Genomic DNA, 17,231 nt, shown 5'->3' with positions numbered 1-17,231 from the left:
CCAGTGACAATCCTTTAGTGTTCAGGTAATTAATTGGCCCAGTTTATCACACTCTGCGCTCATGCATTGTAGGCGGTTGCGCTGCCCCGGCAGCGTGTTATCATCTTGGCAGACCGGTTACATCCCCTTAACTGCTGTTTAAGAGAAACACTATCATGACGGATAAATTGACTTCTCTGCGTCAGTACACCACTGTCGTAGCTGATACCGGAGATATCGCGGCAATGAAGCTGTATCAGCCTCAGGACGCCACGACTAACCCTTCTTTGATTCTCGGCGCGGCTCAGATCCCTGAGTACCGTAAGCTGATTGATGACGCTGTTGCCTGGGCTCGCGGCCAGAGTAGCGATCGCGCGCAGCAGATTATCGATGCTTCCGATAAGCTGGCGGTGAACATTGGTCTCGAAATCCTTAAGCTGATCCCTGGCCGTATTTCCACCGAAGTTGATGCTCGTCTGTCCTATGACACCGATGCATCTATCGCCAAAGCTAAGCGCCTAATCAAGCTGTATAACGATGCCGGCATCAGTAACGATCGCATTCTGATCAAACTGGCTTCTACCTGGCAGGGCATTCGCGCCGCTGAGCAGCTGGAAAAAGAAGGCATCAACTGTAACCTGACTCTGCTGTTCTCCTTCGCTCAGGCGCGTGCTTGTGCGGAAGCGGGCGTATTCCTGATTTCTCCGTTTGTGGGCCGTATCCTCGACTGGTACAAAGCGAACACCGATAAGAAAGAATACGCGCCGGCAGAAGATCCGGGCGTGGTGTCTGTGAGCGAAATCTACGAATACTACAAACAGCACGGCTACGAAACTGTGGTTATGGGCGCAAGCTTCCGTAACCTTGGTGAGATCCTGGAACTGGCCGGCTGCGATCGCCTGACCATCGCTCCGGCCCTGCTGAAAGAGCTGGCTGAAAGCGAAGGCGCGGTTGAGCGTAAACTGTCTTTCAGCGGCGAAGTGAAAGCCCGTCCGGCTCGCATCACCGAATCCGAATTCCTGTGGCAGCACAATCAGGATCCGATGGCGGTAGACAAACTGGCGGAAGGTATCCGTAAGTTTGCGATCGACCAGGAAAAACTGGAAAAAATGATCGGCGATCTGCTGTAATCCCCCATGTGGCCGACGCCCGTCGGCCACATTAAACTGTCTGCCTTGCTCCCCTCGGTGTATTATTCTGGCTATTAATACTGTTTGAACGGAATAATCATGAACACCTTACGAATCGGCTTAGTTTCCATCTCCGATCGCGCCTCCAGCGGCGTCTATCAGGATAAAGGCATCCCGGCGCTTGAAGAGTGGCTGGCCCGTGCGCTATCCACGCCTTTCGAATTGCAAACCCGCTTGATCCCGGATGAACAGGTTATTATCGAGCAAACGCTGTGCGAACTGGTTGATGAAATGGGCTGTCATCTGGTCCTGACTACCGGTGGCACGGGCCCGGCTCGCCGTGACGTGACCCCGGATGCGACGCTGGCGATTGCCGATCGGGTGATGCCAGGCTTTGGCGAGCAAATGCGCCAGGTGAGCCTGCACTTTGTGCCGACGGCCATTCTTTCTCGCCAGGTTGGCGTTATTCGCAAGCAGGCGCTGATCCTTAACCTGCCCGGGCAGCCGAAAGCGATTGAAGAAACCCTGGAAGGCGTAAAAGATGCTGAGGGTAACGTGCTGGTGCACGGAGTTTTTGCAAGTGTACCGTATTGTGTACAGTTGCTTGAGGGGCCATATGTCGAAACAAACGGCAATGTTGTAGCAGCTTTTCGCCCTAAAAGCGCGAGACGTGAAACATTATCCTGAATTTAATGCATTCCTGAAATAACCTGCAACATCAGTGGTGTGTTGTTTTATTTACGATATAGTGTTTTTTACTTTACACACTGCGTAGAATCTCTTCACACCTCTGGATGATTGCTCGTTATGTCACACTATACCCGACCCCTGAACCGACAGGATTATAAAACCCTGACGCTTGCCGCGCTTGGCGGCGCGCTGGAGTTTTATGATTTCATCATCTTTGTTTTCTTTGCCGCCGTTGTCGGCGAGCTGTTTTTCCCGGCGGATATTCCTGAGTGGCTGCGACAGGTACAAACCTTCGGCATTTTTGCGGCAGGCTATTTAGCGCGTCCTCTTGGCGGCATCATTATGGCCCACTTTGGCGATCTGGTTGGGCGTAAGAAAATGTTTACTTTGAGCATTCTACTGATGGCGCTGCCTACGCTGGCGATTGGTCTACTGCCTACCTACGCATCGATGGGCATCGTGGCGCCGATTTTGCTGTTGCTGATGCGCATTCTTCAGGGCGCAGCGATTGGCGGTGAAGTTCCCGGCGCCTGGGTCTTCGTTGCCGAGCATGTACCGGAAAAAAGAATAGGTATCGCCTGCGGTACGCTGACTGCCGGTCTGACGGTGGGTATTTTACTTGGTTCGGTTGTCGCGACGCTGATTAATACGCACCTCACCCCTCAGGGTATCCACGATGGCGGCTGGCGTATCCCGTTCCTGTTAGGCGGCGCATTTGGCCTCGTCGCCATGTATCTGCGCCGTTGGCTTCAGGAGACGCCGATTTTCCTCGAAATGCAGCAGCGTAAGGCATTAGCGCAGGAGCTGCCGGTTAAAGCCGTCGCGCTGAAGCATCAGAAGGCGGTTGTGGTCTCAATGCTGCTGACGTGGCTGTTATCCGCAGGCGTGGTGGTGGTGATCCTCATGTCTCCGGTCTGGCTACAAAAACACTACGGCTTTGCTCCCGCCATCACCCTGCAGGCGAACAGCATCGCTACCATCATGCTCTGTATCGGCTGCCTGCTGGCAGGCCTGGCCGCCGATCGTTTTGGCGCCAGCCGCACGTTTATTGTCGGCAGCTTATTCCTCGCTGCGGCAAGCTGGGCTTTCTATCATCTTTCCGGTGATAGCCCGCAGCGCCTGTTCCTGCTCTACGGTACGGTGGGGTTATGCGTTGGCGTGGTCGGGGCGGTTCCGTATGTGATGGTGCGCGCGTTCCCGGCGGAGGTCCGATTTACCGGTATTTCGTTCTCTTATAACGTCTCTTACGCCATCTTTGGCGGCCTGACGCCGATTGCGGTGACCATGCTGATGGGCGTTTCGCCGATGGCGCCCGCGTGGTACGTGCTGGCACTGTCGTTTATGGGATTGGGGTTGGGGATCTGGCTGCGTCAGGGACTGGATCAGCAGGTTGCAGCGCCGAAAGCTGAACTGCAGCGTCTGCCTTAAATCAAGGTGACTCATGTCGCCGCTCGTGAACGAGCGGCGACAATGAATTAATGCTTTTCGCCGATTGGCAGAACGGTGCGGCCAAACTGCTCGTTCAGCACTTCACCCATCGCCAGATAGATGGCGCTGCCGCCGCAGACCAGACCCACCCAGCCAGCGATCTTCACAATGCCTTCGTTATCAGCCAGGTGGCCAATCGCCAGCAGAGCGAACAACACGGTCAGGCTGAGGAAAACAAACTGCAGCATACGTGCGGCTTTCAGAGTGCCAAAGAACATGAACAGGGTGAAAACGCCCCACAGTCCAAGGTAGATACCGAGGAAGTGTGCATCAGGCGCTTCAGCAAGGCCCATTTTCGGCATCAGAAGAATGGCAACCAGCGTCAGCCAAAAAGCGCCGTAAGACGTAAATGCGGTTAAGCCAAAAGTGTTGCCTTTTTTAAATTCCAGCAGGCCGGCAAAAATCTGCGCAATGCCGCCATAAAAAATGCCCATCGCCAGGATAGCTACATCAAACGCGAACAGGCCGCTATTTGCCAGGTTAAGCAGAATAGTGGTCATGCCGAAGCCCATAAGGCCCAGCGGTGCCGGATTAGCCAACTTAGTGTTGCCCATAATTCCTCAAAATAATGATTAGAAAGGGAAGCATTCCCCGCCGTCTCTGCGTCGGGGCGCGGCATAATAATTAGGCGTTACGATACTGTCTATGATCTGGCGGGGTATTTTTCGCCAATTTCATTTTTTCCCTGATGAAGTCTGGTCATTTGCCTTAAACAGGCAATATGCAACACGGCTGGAATGGTCACCCGATATGCGCTGCCGCTCACGGCTTTTACCCCATTAAACGCGGCGCCGAGCGGTCCGCCAAGCCCTGCTCCGCGTACCAGCCCATGGCCGATGACGCTCACCGCGGCGTGGGTGCGGAGGATCTTCGTCAGTCGGGTTTCAAGAAGATGCGAGACTCCCTGCGCTAACTTATTTGTCTGAAGCAGATGGGGAAGCAGCTCTTTCTGCTCTTTGACACGACACTCAACGGCACTGAAGAAGTCGGCTTTTTGCCGCTCATCCATCTTTTTCCAGCTATGCTCCAGAAAGTGTTCCAGGAGATGTTGTTCTATTTCCGGGGTAGAGGCTTGTTTATCGGTTTTGATTTTTAGTCTCTTGCAGACGTCCAGCAAAATTTCGCGATAGAACTTGCCATGACGACGCAGCGTGTTGGCGATGCTATCACCGCCAAAGTGCTGGAGTTCCCCGGCAATGAGCTGCCAGTTGCGGCGATAGCGCTCAGGGTGTCCTTCCATCGCCTGAAAGGTTTCATTACGCAATAGCGTACTTGAAAGCCGGGGTTTTCCATTCTCATTGTGAGTCAGAATTCGAGTGAATGTTTCCAGATGCTCTTCGCTACAGCGATGCAGAAAAGAGAGGTCTTCATCATCCAGATAATTAATCTTCATAAGCGTTTTGATAATGTGAACCGGAATATTAATCGTCGCCGATAATTTTTAGCGAGGCCATATCGGAAGAGTTAATGGTGTGACCAGAAAAAGCGATTTTTTTAACGCAGCGTTTGTTGTCGTTGTCGCTATTAATATTAATCCAGCCGGTCGTTTCCCCTTCTTTTATCGTTGACGGGACGCTGAGGCTTTGGCTGGCGCTGTTGCTGACTTTGAAGTACACCGTTGCGCCGGACAGCTGGACATCGCCGCGATCGGCAGTCAGCTGGATACGCTTAATTACCCTGCATATCGGTAGCTTCAGGGTGAGATCGTTAGTCTCATTTCGCGGCATGGCGACAACCCCTAAAATTTTATGATCGTTAGCGGACGCCGACGCGACTAACGTTGCGCTCAAAAATAATCCTGCTGATATATGAATCAGTGATTTCATGAGGATTTCCTGATTATTAGATGGGTTATTAGGACGACGCATTTTATCACTGGAACTTTATTGTATTTAGCACGTAATGATTGCGGATTATGTCAATTACGGTGTGAATGTATTTAGGTTTAATTATAATTTTAAATTATGTAATGGGCGTTTTTAGCGCGGCATTTCGCGCGTTTTCGGCTGTCGGGATGTACCCGGCGACGCGGTCAGAGTAAAAATTTTTTGTATCCCCCCCTTGATGAAGTCGCGGGTGACCCCATCTTGTAGTCAACCGCAGTGAATGAACCTGAAAAAAAATGATGTCTGGGTAGTTGAAACCGCACGTTTCGCCCTTATTACAGGTTCACAACCACATGTTGACTGAATTTTTAGTGGAGACGTTTAGATGGGTAAAATTATTGGTATCGACCTGGGTACTACCAACTCTTGTGTAGCGATTATGGATGGCACTACTGCACGCGTGCTGGAGAACGCCGAAGGCGATCGCACCACGCCTTCTATCATTGCCTATACCCAGGATGGTGAAACTCTGGTTGGTCAGCCGGCTAAACGTCAGGCAGTGACAAACCCGCAAAACACCCTGTTTGCGATTAAACGCCTGATTGGCCGCCGCTTCCAGGACGAAGAAGTCCAGCGTGACGTTTCTATCATGCCGTACAAAATCGTGGCCGCAGATAACGGCGACGCATGGCTTGATGTGAAAGGCACCAAAACCGCACCGCCGCAGATCTCTGCTGAAGTGCTGAAGAAAATGAAGAAAACGGCTGAAGATTACCTGGGCGAACCGGTAACTGAAGCGGTAATCACCGTACCAGCTTACTTCAACGATGCTCAGCGTCAGGCAACCAAAGACGCCGGCCGTATCGCAGGTCTGGAAGTCAAACGTATCATCAACGAACCGACAGCCGCTGCGCTGGCTTACGGTCTGGATAAAGAAGTCGGCAACCGTACTATTGCGGTATACGACCTTGGTGGTGGTACTTTCGATATCTCCATTATCGAAATCGACGAAGTTGACGGTGAAAAAACCTTCGAAGTTCTGGCGACCAACGGTGATACCCACCTGGGCGGCGAAGACTTCGACACCCGTCTGATCAACTACCTCGTTGACGAGTTTAAGAAAGATCAGGGCATCGACCTGCGTAACGACCCGCTGGCGATGCAGCGCCTGAAAGAAGCCGCTGAGAAAGCGAAGATTGAACTCTCTTCTGCTCAGCAGACCGACGTGAATCTGCCGTACATCACCGCAGATGCCACCGGTCCGAAACACATGAACATTAAAGTGACCCGTGCGAAACTGGAAAGCCTGGTAGAAGATCTGGTTAACCGTTCCATCGAGCCGCTGAAAGTTGCTCTGCAGGATGCTGGCCTGTCCGTGTCTGACATCAACGACGTTATTCTCGTTGGCGGCCAGACTCGTATGCCAATGGTGCAGAAGAAAGTTGCTGAGTTCTTTGGTAAAGAGCCGCGTAAAGACGTTAACCCGGACGAAGCCGTGGCCATTGGCGCAGCTGTCCAGGGCGGTGTTCTGACCGGTGAAGTAAAAGACGTACTGCTGCTGGACGTTACCCCGCTTTCTCTGGGTATCGAAACCATGGGCGGCGTGATGACTGCGCTGATCAACAAGAACACCACTATCCCGACTAAGCACAGCCAGGTGTTCTCTACTGCGGAAGACAACCAGTCTGCGGTAACCATCCATGTGCTGCAGGGTGAGCGTAAACGCGCATCTGATAACAAATCTCTGGGTCAGTTCAACCTGGATGGGATTAACCCGGCGCCGCGCGGCATGCCGCAGATCGAAGTCACCTTCGATATTGACGCCGACGGTATCCTGCACGTTTCCGCGAAAGACAAAAACAGCGGTAAAGAGCAGAAGATCACCATCAAAGCCTCTTCTGGCCTGAACGAAGAAGAGATCCAGAAAATGGTTCGTGAAGCAGAAGCTAACGCGGAATCTGACCGTAAGTTTGAAGAACTGGTTCAGACCCGTAACCAGGGTGACCATCTGCTGCACAGCACCCGTAAGCAGGTTGAAGAAGCGGGCGATAAACTGCCGGCTGACGATAAAACCGCTATCGAGTCTGCATTGACCGCGCTGGAAACTTCCCTGAAAGGTGAAGATAAAGCCGATATTGAAGCGAAAATGCAGGCGCTGGCCCAGGCTTCCCAGAAGCTGATGGAAATCGCTCAGCAGCAGCACGCCCAGCAGCAGGCTGGCGGCGCTGACGCTTCCGAGAGCAACGCGAAGGACGACGATGTTGTTGACGCTGAGTTCGAAGAAGTGAAAGACAAAAAATAATCGCCCTTTGAACGGGTAAAACACTGGCACGGGCGAAGAGGTTTCCTCTCCGCCCGTGCACGCATGTTAAGGGGCTGAAAAACACCAATGGCAAAGCAAGACTATTACGAGATTTTAGGCGTTTCCAAAACAGCGGAAGAGCGTGAAATCAAAAAGGCGTACAAGCGCCTGGCCATGAAGTATCACCCGGACCGCAACCAGGGCGATAAAGAGGCAGAATCAAAGTTTAAAGAAATCAAAGAAGCGTATGAAATCCTGACTGATGCCCAGAAGCGTGCAGCTTACGATCAGTACGGCCATGCTGCGTTTGAGCAGGGCGGTATGGGCGGCGGCGGCGGTTTTGGCGGCGGCGCGGATTTCAGCGATATCTTTGGCGATGTTTTCGGCGATATTTTCGGCGGCGGACGTGGTCGTCAGCGCGCATCGCGCGGTTCAGACCTGCGCTATAACATGGATCTTACGCTCGAAGAAGCCGTTCGCGGTGTAACGAAAGAGATCCGTATCCCGACTCTGGAAGAGTGCGACGTTTGTCACGGCAGCGGCGCCAAAGCGGGCAGCCAGCCGCAGACCTGTCCGACCTGCCACGGGGCAGGCCAGGTTCAGATGCGCCAGGGCTTCTTCGCCGTTCAGCAGACCTGTCCGCACTGTCAGGGACGCGGTACGCTGATCAAAGATCCGTGCAATAAATGTCACGGTCATGGCCGCGTCGAGAAAACGAAAACGCTGTCGGTTAAAATCCCGGCGGGCGTTGATACCGGCGACCGTATTCGTCTGGCAGGTGAAGGTGAAGCCGGCGAGCATGGCGCACCGGCAGGCGATCTGTATGTTCAGGTTCAGGTTAAGCAGCACGCCATTTTCGAGCGTGAAGGAAATAATCTGTACTGTGAAGTACCGATCAACTTCACTATGGCTGCTCTCGGCGGTGAAATCGAAGTCCCGACGCTGGACGGTCGTGTAAATCTTAAAATACCGGGCGAGACGCAGACAGGTAAGCTGTTCCGGATGCGCGGTAAAGGCGTGAAGTCCGTTCGCGGCGGCGCGCAGGGCGATCTGCTGTGCCGCGTGGTTGTCGAAACGCCGGTTGGTCTGAACGATAAACAAAAGCAGCTGCTGAAAGATCTGCAGGAAAGCTTTGGTGGCCCAACGGGTGAAAAGAATAGCCCGCGCTCCAAAAGTTTCTTCGATGGCGTGAAGAAATTTTTCGATGATTTGACCCGCTAATTGCATTTCATTTTCAGTCTTCCACTAAGCCTGGGCCTTCGCGCTCAGGCTTTTTTCTATCCGCAGCCCCTATCTTTTTAATTAACCTATTATTTATAAGGGCTAAGAATTGATTTATTTTGAGTATTATCTATATTGCTTTTTTCGTTTTTAGAGGCTGACAGCGGATGGGATCGAAAGGTGCCAACAAGGATTTTGATTACAATTTAATCAAGACCCTTGACGCTGTTATTTCAGCTGGAAATGCTGCCAAAGCAGCAAAAAAACTTGGTATCACTCCGGCGGCGGTCTCGTTGGCGCTTCGCCGTTTACAGAGCTATTATCAGGAAGAATTGTTTATCCGTGGTAAAGATGGCCTGTTACCCACCGCTAAAGCGATCGAGATCCATCAAAATTTCCGTCAGGTTATGGAACTGATAAATAGTACCTTTATTCCCGAGCATAAAGGGAGTCGTGATGCCCGGCTGACTATTTTAGGCGGTGATATCGTTGAGGCTTACTATCTCTCACAGCTTTATGCCGGAGATATCTTTGAACGGGTATTACTCAACCATTATTCATCAAGAAATCTCTCTCGTGAGATGATGACGGAGCTACTGCTTACAGCAGAATGTGATGTTCTGATTGGTACCGAGCCGTTGAACGTCCCCGGGATTGATAATCAACTGATCGATAGCTTCAAAAGCTTTGTCTGCATTTTTGCCAGTAATCATATCTTAAGCACCTTACCTCATCTTTCATTACATCATTTCTATTCCTCCCGTCATGCGATGTATCAGCCGGGCATGCACTCCCCGATGATTATTAATGATAAGGGTCTTTTTAAAGATGATCTTTATTATAAAGGCTCACGTATTATTGGCTATCGTAGCGACTCCCTTAATGGCTTAATGAGTATGATTGAACGTACTTCATTAATAGCCTTAATGCCATTGAAGTTGGCGCTATTCTATAAGAATCAGCGTAAATATGATATTAAGTTTGTGCAACCGCCACCGGAACTTACTTTTAAATCTATACAGATTTATGCATCATGGAACAGAAACAGTAAAAATATATCAGTGATAAATGAAATTGTTTCCATGTTACACACTCTGTCATCATTTCGTCGCTGAGGAGTATCACTTCAAACGATATAGTTAATATGGTTTGGTTTGATGCTCTTTGATTACTGGTAAATAGCTAACCTCTTTACACTTATTGGGTACCATTTTGTACGCCTTCATCAAGGAGTGTTCTATGTCTATTCCAAATCATTTGGCGACAACGGAAGTCGTTTTGCTGGAAGTCGAAATTTTTATCACCATTATTGCTATCGGAGCCTGGGGCGGGTTTGTTAGCTACCTTATCCGGCGTGATAAGCAAGAAGGTGATGATCATTCCCATAAGGGCATCATGCACTGTTTAACCCAGGTTGTGGTTTCCTGTTTTACCAGTTTTTTGCTCAGCGCCGTGGCGATTGAAAAAGAGCTTAGTTTTAATATGGTGTTGCTCGCCGCGGGGCTTGGCGGGGTATTTGCAGGGCCGATTTTGAAAATTCTTGGCGAGAAGATTAAAAAGGCTCTGGAAAATGCAAAAATTCATTAAGTGATGTCCAGTCTATATTTATGCTAATAAAAGTCTCGTCCCTGAGTCTTTTATTAGCTGTATTGCCACGATGATCTTAGGTGATTCTGGCCTTCATCCAGCCATAAATAAACTCTTCATTACCTTTGTTTTTTTCTGTGATATCCAGATAGTAGGCTCCCTGGCTGCAGTTGAGCGCTTTTATCAGCACTTCTTCACCCTGTTTGCCCCTTAAGGCCAGAAAGTGATTGAGAGCGGAGAGGGTCCGAGGGCCAATTTTGCCATCGGTTTTGATATCCTGGTAACTTTTTTCTTCCCGGTTTAGCGCGTTGAGCCAGCGCTGTAGCCAGATGCAAGGATAGTGGGGGCCAATATTGACTGCGGCATCGCAGAGTTCGAAAGAAATGGGCCAGGATATAGTTGAGATCTGCTCAAATCCGGGTTTGATCCAGTAATCCTCTTCGAGGATAGAAAATGCTTCAGCTCGCGTCAGGTTGATCATCTCTCCTGTATAACCATGAGCTCGGGCCGTTGCCTCAGTGATCCCCCAGTTGGTGGCTCCACCTTTATCTTTAGGATTGTTGGTATAGCCGCCTTCCATTACTAAAATACCATCAATAATCGGGTTCATTTTTCATTTCCTTGAATTAATGAATGTGCAGGTACATCACCGTGCCGAGGGTGACAGAAAACACGGTGGTTAATGCTGCCAGCGTCTTTCTGAACACCTGTCGTTTTGTTCCTTTCTTTTCGCTCTCCATGGCTTTAATAGGAATCTCTTTATTAACCTGAATGCCCTGTCTTGGAATGGTGATAAACAGGTCATTTATCCCAAGGGACTTCAGATCTCTTCTGATTAAGTAGAGTATTTGCGTTAAATTTGCGTCATTCACAAAGTGACTACGGCTTCCCCATAATTCTGAAGTTATTTTTTGCCGTTCAATAATATCCATATTTGCATTTTCGATGATGAAGCTCAGGCACTTCGCCCTCATTGCCGTCATTTTAATGACCTGTGAGTTTGAGGTGGTTCTCAGCTCATACTTTCCTTCGTTGTAAACGCAATTATCATTGATGAGATAAGTTTTCATGTTGTCGTCCTTTAGATATAGAGATCCTGATTGCGTGGGTTCAATATATTGTACGAGAATTGGCTTAATCTATTACTTGTCATTCGTATTATTCTAATGTCATTTGATGATGAGAGCTTAATCACATAATCTCATGTAAAGTAAATGATATTTAACCCACTGATAAATGAGATTTAATGTGCTGCTGATGTTTTCGCCATGATTTTGCTGAGATACGTATATCCGCTGATGATTTAAGAATTACCGCCATCATTTTTCTCGCATAAAATAGCGTGAATGAGATGTTGAAAACATGATGTTATGTGATTAGCCATTGTCTCGTAAGCATTGAATTATTGGTCCGGCAGAACGAACTGCGACAATTTTTCAAGCTTAAAAGGAAATTAATAATGGCTACTAGCAAACTGATTCAGGGCGATACGCTGACCGAAACCAGCAACGCCGCAGACGGCTTTAACCCAGCGAAAGAAGTCAGCGCATACAGCTATACTTCTGCTCGCGTCGCGAAGCCGGTATATAACCAGTACAAGTCTTCCACGGCTAAGCCCAAAGTATTCGGCTACTACACCGACTGGTCCCAGTATGATGGTCGCCTGCAGGGAGATGATTCGAAAGATAACCGCGGTCGCGGTTACGATCTGACCAACGTTGCGCCTACCGCTTACGACAAAATCATCGTCGGTTTCGTCGGCGTCACCGGCTTCCATAAAGTGGATGGGATGTACCGCGATGTGGTTGCCGAAGGCGCCGAGCAGTGCGGAAAAGTTAAATATGAGCCGACCTTCCTCGACCCGTGGGGCGATTTCCAGTCCTACGTTAACGTTGGCCACTCCGTCAGCGGCTGGGACGTCGATCCGAAAACCGTCACTCAGGCGAATGCCAAAGGTCTGCTCGGCGGCCTGCGCGATCTGCAGGCTAAAGCGAAGCAGCAGGGTCACGATCTGGTGCTGTCCATGAGCATCGGCGGCTGGACCATGAGTAACGGCTTCCACGAAACCGCAGCTTCTGATTCCGCCCGTAAAACCTTCGCGAAAGGCGTGGTAAAACTGTTCAAACAGTTCCCGATGTTCAGCGAAGTGGATATCGACTGGGAATACCCGAACGCGGAAGGCGCGGGCAACCCTTACGGCCCGGAAGACGGCGAAAACTATGCGCTGCTGATCGGCGAGCTGCGTAAGCAGCTGGATTCAGCCGGTCTGAGCAACGTCAAAATCTCCATTGCCAGCTCCGCGGTAGTGAAGACCTTCGATTACTCCAACGTGAAAGCGCTGCTGCAGGCCGGTCTGTACGGCATCAACGTGATGACCTATGACTTCTTCGGTACGCCGTGGGCGGAAACCCTGACCCATCACACCAACCTGAACGCGCTGGAAGAAGGCGGCTGGGCGGTCAATACCATCGTCGACCATCTGCTGGCCGAAGGCTTCCCGGCAGACCGCATTAACATTGGCTATGCCGGTTATACCCGCAATGGCCGCAGCGTTGAGCTGGAATCTCTGTCTCCGCTGAAAGGCTCCTATAACCCGGGTACCGGTACTACCACCGGTACCTTCGAATCCGGTACCACCGAATGGTATGACGTTATTTATAACTACCTGGACCTGGAAAACCAGAAAGGCCGCAACGGTTTCAACGTCTATACCGACCAGGTGGCCAATGCGGATTACCTCTACAACCCGGAAAGCAAACTGTTCATGTCTCTGGACACGCCGCGTTCTGTTAAAGCTAAGGGCGAGTACGCCGCGAAGTTGGGGCTCGGAGGAATGTTCACCTGGACTATCGACCAGGACAACGGCGTGCTGGTGAACGCCGCGCGTGAAGGTCTGGGCTATGAAATGGCCTCTGAAGTTATCGATATGGAACCGTTCTATTTCGAAGGCATCAACGTCGACCCGGCAGATGAACAGGATGACGATAGCGTTCAGCCTGAACCGGCGATCAACCACGCGCCGAAGGCTGCCATTGAACTGCGCGTTGTGGGCGGTTCTACCGTACAGCTCTCTGGTGAAGGTTCCTCTGATGAAGATAAAGACGAGATTACCTGGAGCTGGGGCGTTCCTTCTGAAATCAGCGTGGCAGACAAGACCAGTGCCGTCATCGAGTTCGTCGTTCCGGAAGTGACCGTTAACACCAACTTCCAGTTCACCCTGTTCGTTCGTGATGCCTGGGGCGAGCCTTCTTCCCAGCAGCGTTATGTGCTGGTTGCCGTTCCGTCGGCGTCTCAGGTGCAGCCTGAGCCGGAAGAGGACGATACCGTGGTTCCGGTAGAGCCTGTCGAACCGGAAGAAGACACCACGCCTGCGGAAGATGACACTTCCACGGATGACGCGACGACGCCTTACCCGCTGTGGGATGCCAGCACCGTTTATGGCGGCAACTGGGGTACCTTTGAAACCGTCAGCTGGAAAGGCCATAACTACCAGGTGAAATGGTGGTCTCAGGGCGACCAGCCGGATCTGAACTGCGCTGCGGGCCAGGCATGGACTGACCTTGGTGCTTACTGATCCTTTTCGTTAAGCGAAAAATAGTGGGCTAAAAAATGCAAGCCCCGGTTTACCGGGGCTTTTTTCCACCAGGGAATGAGGAATTTTGTCAATGACGGTCTCGATTAAAAACAGCCAGATCGATGTGAACAGCTGGTATCAAAAAATCACCTTAACCATCACCAATGAAAATAACAGCGCCGTGGATATCAATCATGCGGCCATTGGTTTTACCGGGTCCGGACATCAGGATCCGTGGGGCAATTTTGGCGGTACGCTTAAAGGGGATATGCCCCTCACCTTAAGCGGTAAAACGCAGGGAGCCCTCGACGTCAATGAAATCATTATTAATAACAGCCAACCGCTGCTGCTGCAGCCCGGTGAAAGCGGCACGTTATTCTTCAGCTTTGCCGCCACTCAGGTACCGGTCAAAATCTCAACTTTTAGCTTAACCCTGGCCTCATCTGCGCAAGATGATAGCGCTGATGAATCTGCGGACGAGGGGCAGCCGGAACCTGAAGCCCCCGTCGATGATCAAACTGATGATGTCGCGCCTGTACCGGAAGAGATTATCCCTGACGATGAGGGTACGGATGAGATGGCTCCTGAGCCTGAAGAGCAGGGCGATGATGCGGTTGTGGAAGGAGAGGGAATGACTGTTGTCGCAAGCCCGCTGAGCACGACCAGCTGGTATCAACGGGTGACTCTGACGCTGACCAACCTCTATGCCCAGGCTATCGATCTTAACCAACTTAAGCTGCAGTTTACCGCCAGCGCGCATCCCGATCCTTACAGCGCGTTCAGCGGATCTTTGCTCGGCAACAAGCCCGTAACGTTGGGCAGCGACGGCGGTTGGCCAATCGAAAAGAACACGATTACGATAAATAATGATGGGCAATTCTGGCTAAAGGGAGGCGCAAGCGCTGAGCTGCAGTTCTATCTTTCCGCTACCCAAACTCCGGTCACTATGAGCGGCTTAACGGCAATCCTCGCGCACGACCCAGGCCGTCAGGGCAAGATCAATATTCAGTTCCCTTCGTTAAAACAAAACACCACCCTGAAGCCGACGATCGACCTGTACTATCCGGATGCGACTTCACGACGCTTTGCAGGCGAGTGGGGAGAGACGCTGACCATCAGCGATCTTAGCGCGGGTGAGTACACGATCGCTGTGCTGGAACTGAGTAATGATGATATGCAGATCGTACCCGTTGAATCGACGTTCAGGCTGAAGCTGGCTGGCGGATCTGACTGCCAGACCTGTCAGGTCGCGTATCAGGCGCCGGTACAGTTTGCTTCAGTACGTCTTATCGTCGATGCCCCTGAGTTTGCCGGCGCGGAAATGGTGGTTGAGCTGTGGTCGGAATCTGGGGTATGCGAAAGAACCCTGACGATGCCCGTCAACCAAATACAGCTGGTGGATCGGCTTATCGCCGGTCACTGCTACGAGATTGGCTTACAGTCGACGGTAATCAATAACCAGATGATTAGCCATCCCGCCCGACCGACGATTTTTACCCCTGAGCAGGGCCAGGTGAAAGAGGTGAGCATCGGCTTCCAGCAGACCGGGGTTGATAGTCATGATTTTGTCGAAGTTCAGGTGACGATACTAGGTTTACCTGAGGGCGTATCGCCTCAGCGCTATCGGTTCTGCTGCGGGCAATATCAATATACCGTGATGCTGGAGAGCGATGCCCGTCTGCAAACGCTGGCGATGCATCTGGCTCCCGGACAGTATAGCGTTGAGACTCCCGATGTTTACGTCGCCGGTACACCGTGGCGCTGTGAACAGGATGCGCCGCTGCGGCTGCTGAAAAGCGTCAATCACATTACGCTCGAGTTTGTGCAGGGCGTTCCACTGCAGGTTAAAGGCTGGCCGGACTATCTTGCCCACGGCGGGGTGACGGTGAATGCCGCGGATACCGTATCGCTATATCGCGACGTCCCTTTTAGCGCCCTGTTTAAATATGATGGTTTTGACGGCGGCGGCGACCCGATACCGGCGGCGGAAGTGGATAAAAACGGTGACGGCTTCCTTGATTATGACTCGCTGCCGATTCACAAAACCGTTCCGCTGGTGCGTGAGATTGAAAAAGAAGCGGGACGCTCCGTGATGCCGGTCATGGTGGTTTATACCGCTAACGCCAGCGGCGGCAGCGCGCTCTCGGATCTTCAGGACGGACAGCGGTTACGTAACCACTTTGGTAACTTCATCACCCAGTGTCTTGCGGCGCAGTCCTGGAAGGACGACCAGCACGCCGTTCCCGCCACCTTTGTGCTGAATCCGGATTTCCTTGGCGCGATACAGCAGGAGCCGTACGGCTATACCGCGGTACGTAAAGCGAATAGCGTACAGGTTAACGTCCAGCTGGCGGCGGCGATTAACGCTTTGCCTGCTCTTCCGGGATTCAGCGCGCCGCTGTTGCCGACGTTTTCTAACGATCTTTATGGTTATGTCCAGGCGATTAACTATATTGTGCGCCAGTTTGCGCCGGACGTGGCCTTCGGCTGGCAGACCAACGTCTGGGCGACGGGAACGGCAGACTGGGTACTCAGAGCAAATGCCGATCCTGTGGCCCAGGGGACAGCGATAGCCAGCTTTATCAATGAGCTGGGAGTGTATAGCGGTGAGTATGCGCCAGATTTTATCGCCTTTGATAAATTTGAACGCGATTGCTTTAGCCCGGATGCATTAGCGCACTATGGCTGGAACGCGACCTGCTGGTTTAATTATTTAGGGATGGTAAAACAAGCGGCTAAAGACCTGCATAAACCGGCTATGCTATGGCAAATCCCGGGGGGCCATATGCCAACCGTAGACGAAGGCAACAGTAAAATTGCCGCCGCGCACTACGCGTCGGGCGGAAGCTTCTTTATGGGCGATGCGCGTATTGGCAGCGATCTCAATACCATCGCTTCGGATCTGTTAAATACGGCGGTGAATAGCGCAACTTATGGCGTAGCGACAGTCGGCGACTTTTTACGCCAGGATAATGGCTACGACTGGGGGCAGATGCAGGCGTTAAATCTCCCTGACTATAACGTTTTCTCAGTACTTTGGGGGGGAGGCTCAACGGTAAGTATTACGACGATTCACTCTAACGGTGAAGATGGCGGTTGGCTGGCAGAAAAAATGGTGGAATATTACTCAGCGCCAAAATATTTTAGTTAATAACACCTCTTTCCCTGCTGTTTAGTGAAGAAAAATCGTCTTGTTCATAGTGATTCAGAGAGTTTAATATTCTGAATCACTATTTTTTATGAGGTTTTTTATTTTCCGAGAAATAGTTTCATTTGTGATTTTATTTCCCTGTTAATATTATGTTTTGAGGTTTAATTGAGCTTGTTGATATTTTTATTAAGAATTTACTCATCGTGCTAAGTATTGCGTATTTGTGCGGGTTTGGTACAGATATACTACCAGGTGGTTTTATTTATAATTAATTGAAGACACC

14 protein-coding genes are annotated in these 17,231 nt (G+C 51.0%); 9 read left to right on the top strand and 5 right to left on the bottom strand.

Annotated features, from left to right (window positions below):
* Positions 1-155: 155 nt before the first annotated feature.
* The 3 genes from tal (at position 156) to ABLV75_RS16870 (ending at position 3,227) form a co-directional block, all read left to right on the top strand.
* Complete coding sequence (gene tal / locus ABLV75_RS16880; RefSeq protein WP_004108412.1) at positions 156-1,109, top strand: transaldolase; 954 nt, start codon at positions 156-158, stop codon at positions 1,107-1,109.
* Between the two features lie 99 nt (positions 1,110-1,208).
* Complete coding sequence (mog, locus tag ABLV75_RS16875) at positions 1,209-1,796, top strand: molybdopterin adenylyltransferase (RefSeq protein ID WP_004108410.1); 588 nt, start codon at positions 1,209-1,211, stop codon at positions 1,794-1,796.
* Positions 1,797-1,916: 120 nt separating this feature from the next.
* On the top strand, positions 1,917-3,227 hold the full coding sequence (locus ABLV75_RS16870; protein WP_004108409.1) for an MFS transporter: 1,311 nt from the start codon (positions 1,917-1,919) through the stop codon (positions 3,225-3,227).
* Positions 3,228-3,274: 47 nt separating this feature from the next.
* Here ABLV75_RS16870 and satP read toward each other — a convergent pair whose 3' ends face one another.
* From satP to ABLV75_RS16855, 3 genes are all read right to left on the bottom strand, one after another.
* Positions 3,275-3,841, bottom strand: coding sequence for an acetate uptake transporter (gene satP / locus ABLV75_RS16865; RefSeq protein WP_004108407.1), 567 nt, complete (start codon positions 3,839-3,841; stop codon positions 3,275-3,277).
* 89 nt (positions 3,842-3,930) lie between these two features.
* Positions 3,931-4,680: an acidic protein MsyB gene (gene msyB / locus ABLV75_RS16860; RefSeq protein ID WP_004108405.1), complete on the bottom strand. Its 750-nt coding sequence runs from the start codon at positions 4,678-4,680 to the stop codon at positions 3,931-3,933.
* Positions 4,681-4,708: 28 nt separating this feature from the next.
* Positions 4,709-5,113 carry a DUF2541 family protein gene (locus ABLV75_RS16855; RefSeq protein WP_004108403.1) on the bottom strand — a complete coding sequence of 135 codons (405 nt, stop codon included), beginning with the start codon at positions 5,111-5,113 and terminating at the stop codon, positions 4,709-4,711.
* A 385-nt stretch (positions 5,114-5,498) separates the two neighbouring features.
* On the opposite strand from ABLV75_RS16855, the gene dnaK reads away from it, so the two are divergent.
* The 4 genes from dnaK (at position 5,499) to ABLV75_RS16835 (ending at position 10,223) form a co-directional block, all read left to right on the top strand.
* On the top strand, positions 5,499-7,415 hold the full coding sequence (dnaK, locus tag ABLV75_RS16850; RefSeq protein ID WP_004108401.1) for a molecular chaperone DnaK: 1,917 nt from the start codon (positions 5,499-5,501) through the stop codon (positions 7,413-7,415).
* 87 nt (positions 7,416-7,502) lie between these two features.
* Positions 7,503-8,636 carry a molecular chaperone DnaJ gene (gene dnaJ / locus ABLV75_RS16845; protein WP_004108399.1) on the top strand — a complete coding sequence of 378 codons (1,134 nt, stop codon included), beginning with the start codon at positions 7,503-7,505 and terminating at the stop codon, positions 8,634-8,636.
* A 167-nt stretch (positions 8,637-8,803) separates the two neighbouring features.
* Positions 8,804-9,751 carry a LysR family transcriptional regulator gene (locus ABLV75_RS16840; RefSeq protein WP_004108397.1) on the top strand — a complete coding sequence of 316 codons (948 nt, stop codon included), beginning with the start codon at positions 8,804-8,806 and terminating at the stop codon, positions 9,749-9,751.
* Positions 9,752-9,875: 124 nt separating this feature from the next.
* Positions 9,876-10,223 (top strand): phage holin family protein, encoded by a 348-nt coding sequence (locus ABLV75_RS16835; protein WP_004108395.1) that lies wholly within the window; start codon positions 9,876-9,878, stop codon positions 10,221-10,223.
* Positions 10,224-10,299: 76 nt separating this feature from the next.
* Here the strand turns inward: ABLV75_RS16835 and ABLV75_RS16830 are convergent, their stop codons facing one another.
* Both ABLV75_RS16830 and ABLV75_RS16825 read right to left on the bottom strand, forming a co-directional pair.
* On the bottom strand, positions 10,300-10,833 hold the full coding sequence (locus ABLV75_RS16830; RefSeq protein WP_004108391.1) for a glycoside hydrolase family 108 protein: 534 nt from the start codon (positions 10,831-10,833) through the stop codon (positions 10,300-10,302).
* A 16-nt stretch (positions 10,834-10,849) separates the two neighbouring features.
* Complete coding sequence (locus ABLV75_RS16825) at positions 10,850-11,293, bottom strand: transcriptional regulator (protein ID WP_004108388.1); 444 nt, start codon at positions 11,291-11,293, stop codon at positions 10,850-10,852.
* A gap of 389 nt (positions 11,294-11,682) precedes the next feature.
* Between ABLV75_RS16825 and ABLV75_RS16820 the strand changes: the two genes are divergently transcribed.
* Together ABLV75_RS16820 and ABLV75_RS16815 are read left to right on the top strand one after the other, a co-directional pair.
* Positions 11,683-13,797 (top strand): glycosyl hydrolase family 18 protein, encoded by a 2,115-nt coding sequence (locus ABLV75_RS16820; RefSeq protein ID WP_004108386.1) that lies wholly within the window; start codon positions 11,683-11,685, stop codon positions 13,795-13,797.
* A 91-nt stretch (positions 13,798-13,888) separates the two neighbouring features.
* Entirely contained in the window at positions 13,889-16,948 is a 3,060-nt protein-coding gene (locus ABLV75_RS16815) for a hypothetical protein (RefSeq protein ID WP_004108383.1), read from the top strand.
* Positions 16,949-17,231: the final 283 nt, after the last annotated feature.

Origin of the sequence: Klebsiella sp. CN_Kp066, from assembly GCF_040065135.1 — a bacterium.
GTDB classification, from domain to species: domain Bacteria; phylum Pseudomonadota; class Gammaproteobacteria; order Enterobacterales; family Enterobacteriaceae; genus Klebsiella; species Klebsiella oxytoca.
This window is presented reverse-complemented; position numbering and strand designations above follow the sequence as displayed.

Bases quoted from the DNA above. Each gene is read 5' to 3' on its own strand.
- tal (WP_004108412.1), top strand. From the start codon at position 156: ATGACGGATAAATTGACTTCTCTGCGTCAGTACACCACTGTCGTAGCT.
- mog (WP_004108410.1), top strand. From the start codon at position 1,209: ATGAACACCTTACGAATCGGCTTAGTTTCCATCTCCGATCGCGCCTCC.
- ABLV75_RS16870 (WP_004108409.1), top strand. From the start codon at position 1,917: ATGTCACACTATACCCGACCCCTGAACCGACAGGATTATAAAACCCTG.
- satP (WP_004108407.1), bottom strand. From the start codon at position 3,841: ATGGGCAACACTAAGTTGGCTAATCCGGCACCGCTGGGCCTTATGGGC.
- msyB (WP_004108405.1), bottom strand. From the start codon at position 4,680: ATGAAGATTAATTATCTGGATGATGAAGACCTCTCTTTTCTGCATCGC.
- ABLV75_RS16855 (WP_004108403.1), bottom strand. From the start codon at position 5,113: ATGAAATCACTGATTCATATATCAGCAGGATTATTTTTGAGCGCAACG.
- dnaK (WP_004108401.1), top strand. From the start codon at position 5,499: ATGGGTAAAATTATTGGTATCGACCTGGGTACTACCAACTCTTGTGTA.
- dnaJ (WP_004108399.1), top strand. From the start codon at position 7,503: ATGGCAAAGCAAGACTATTACGAGATTTTAGGCGTTTCCAAAACAGCG.
- ABLV75_RS16840 (WP_004108397.1), top strand. From the start codon at position 8,804: ATGGGATCGAAAGGTGCCAACAAGGATTTTGATTACAATTTAATCAAG.
- ABLV75_RS16835 (WP_004108395.1), top strand. From the start codon at position 9,876: ATGTCTATTCCAAATCATTTGGCGACAACGGAAGTCGTTTTGCTGGAA.
- ABLV75_RS16830 (WP_004108391.1), bottom strand. From the start codon at position 10,833: ATGAACCCGATTATTGATGGTATTTTAGTAATGGAAGGCGGCTATACC.
- ABLV75_RS16825 (WP_004108388.1), bottom strand. From the start codon at position 11,293: ATGAAAACTTATCTCATCAATGATAATTGCGTTTACAACGAAGGAAAG.
- ABLV75_RS16820 (WP_004108386.1), top strand. From the start codon at position 11,683: ATGGCTACTAGCAAACTGATTCAGGGCGATACGCTGACCGAAACCAGC.
- ABLV75_RS16815 (WP_004108383.1), top strand. From the start codon at position 13,889: ATGACGGTCTCGATTAAAAACAGCCAGATCGATGTGAACAGCTGGTAT.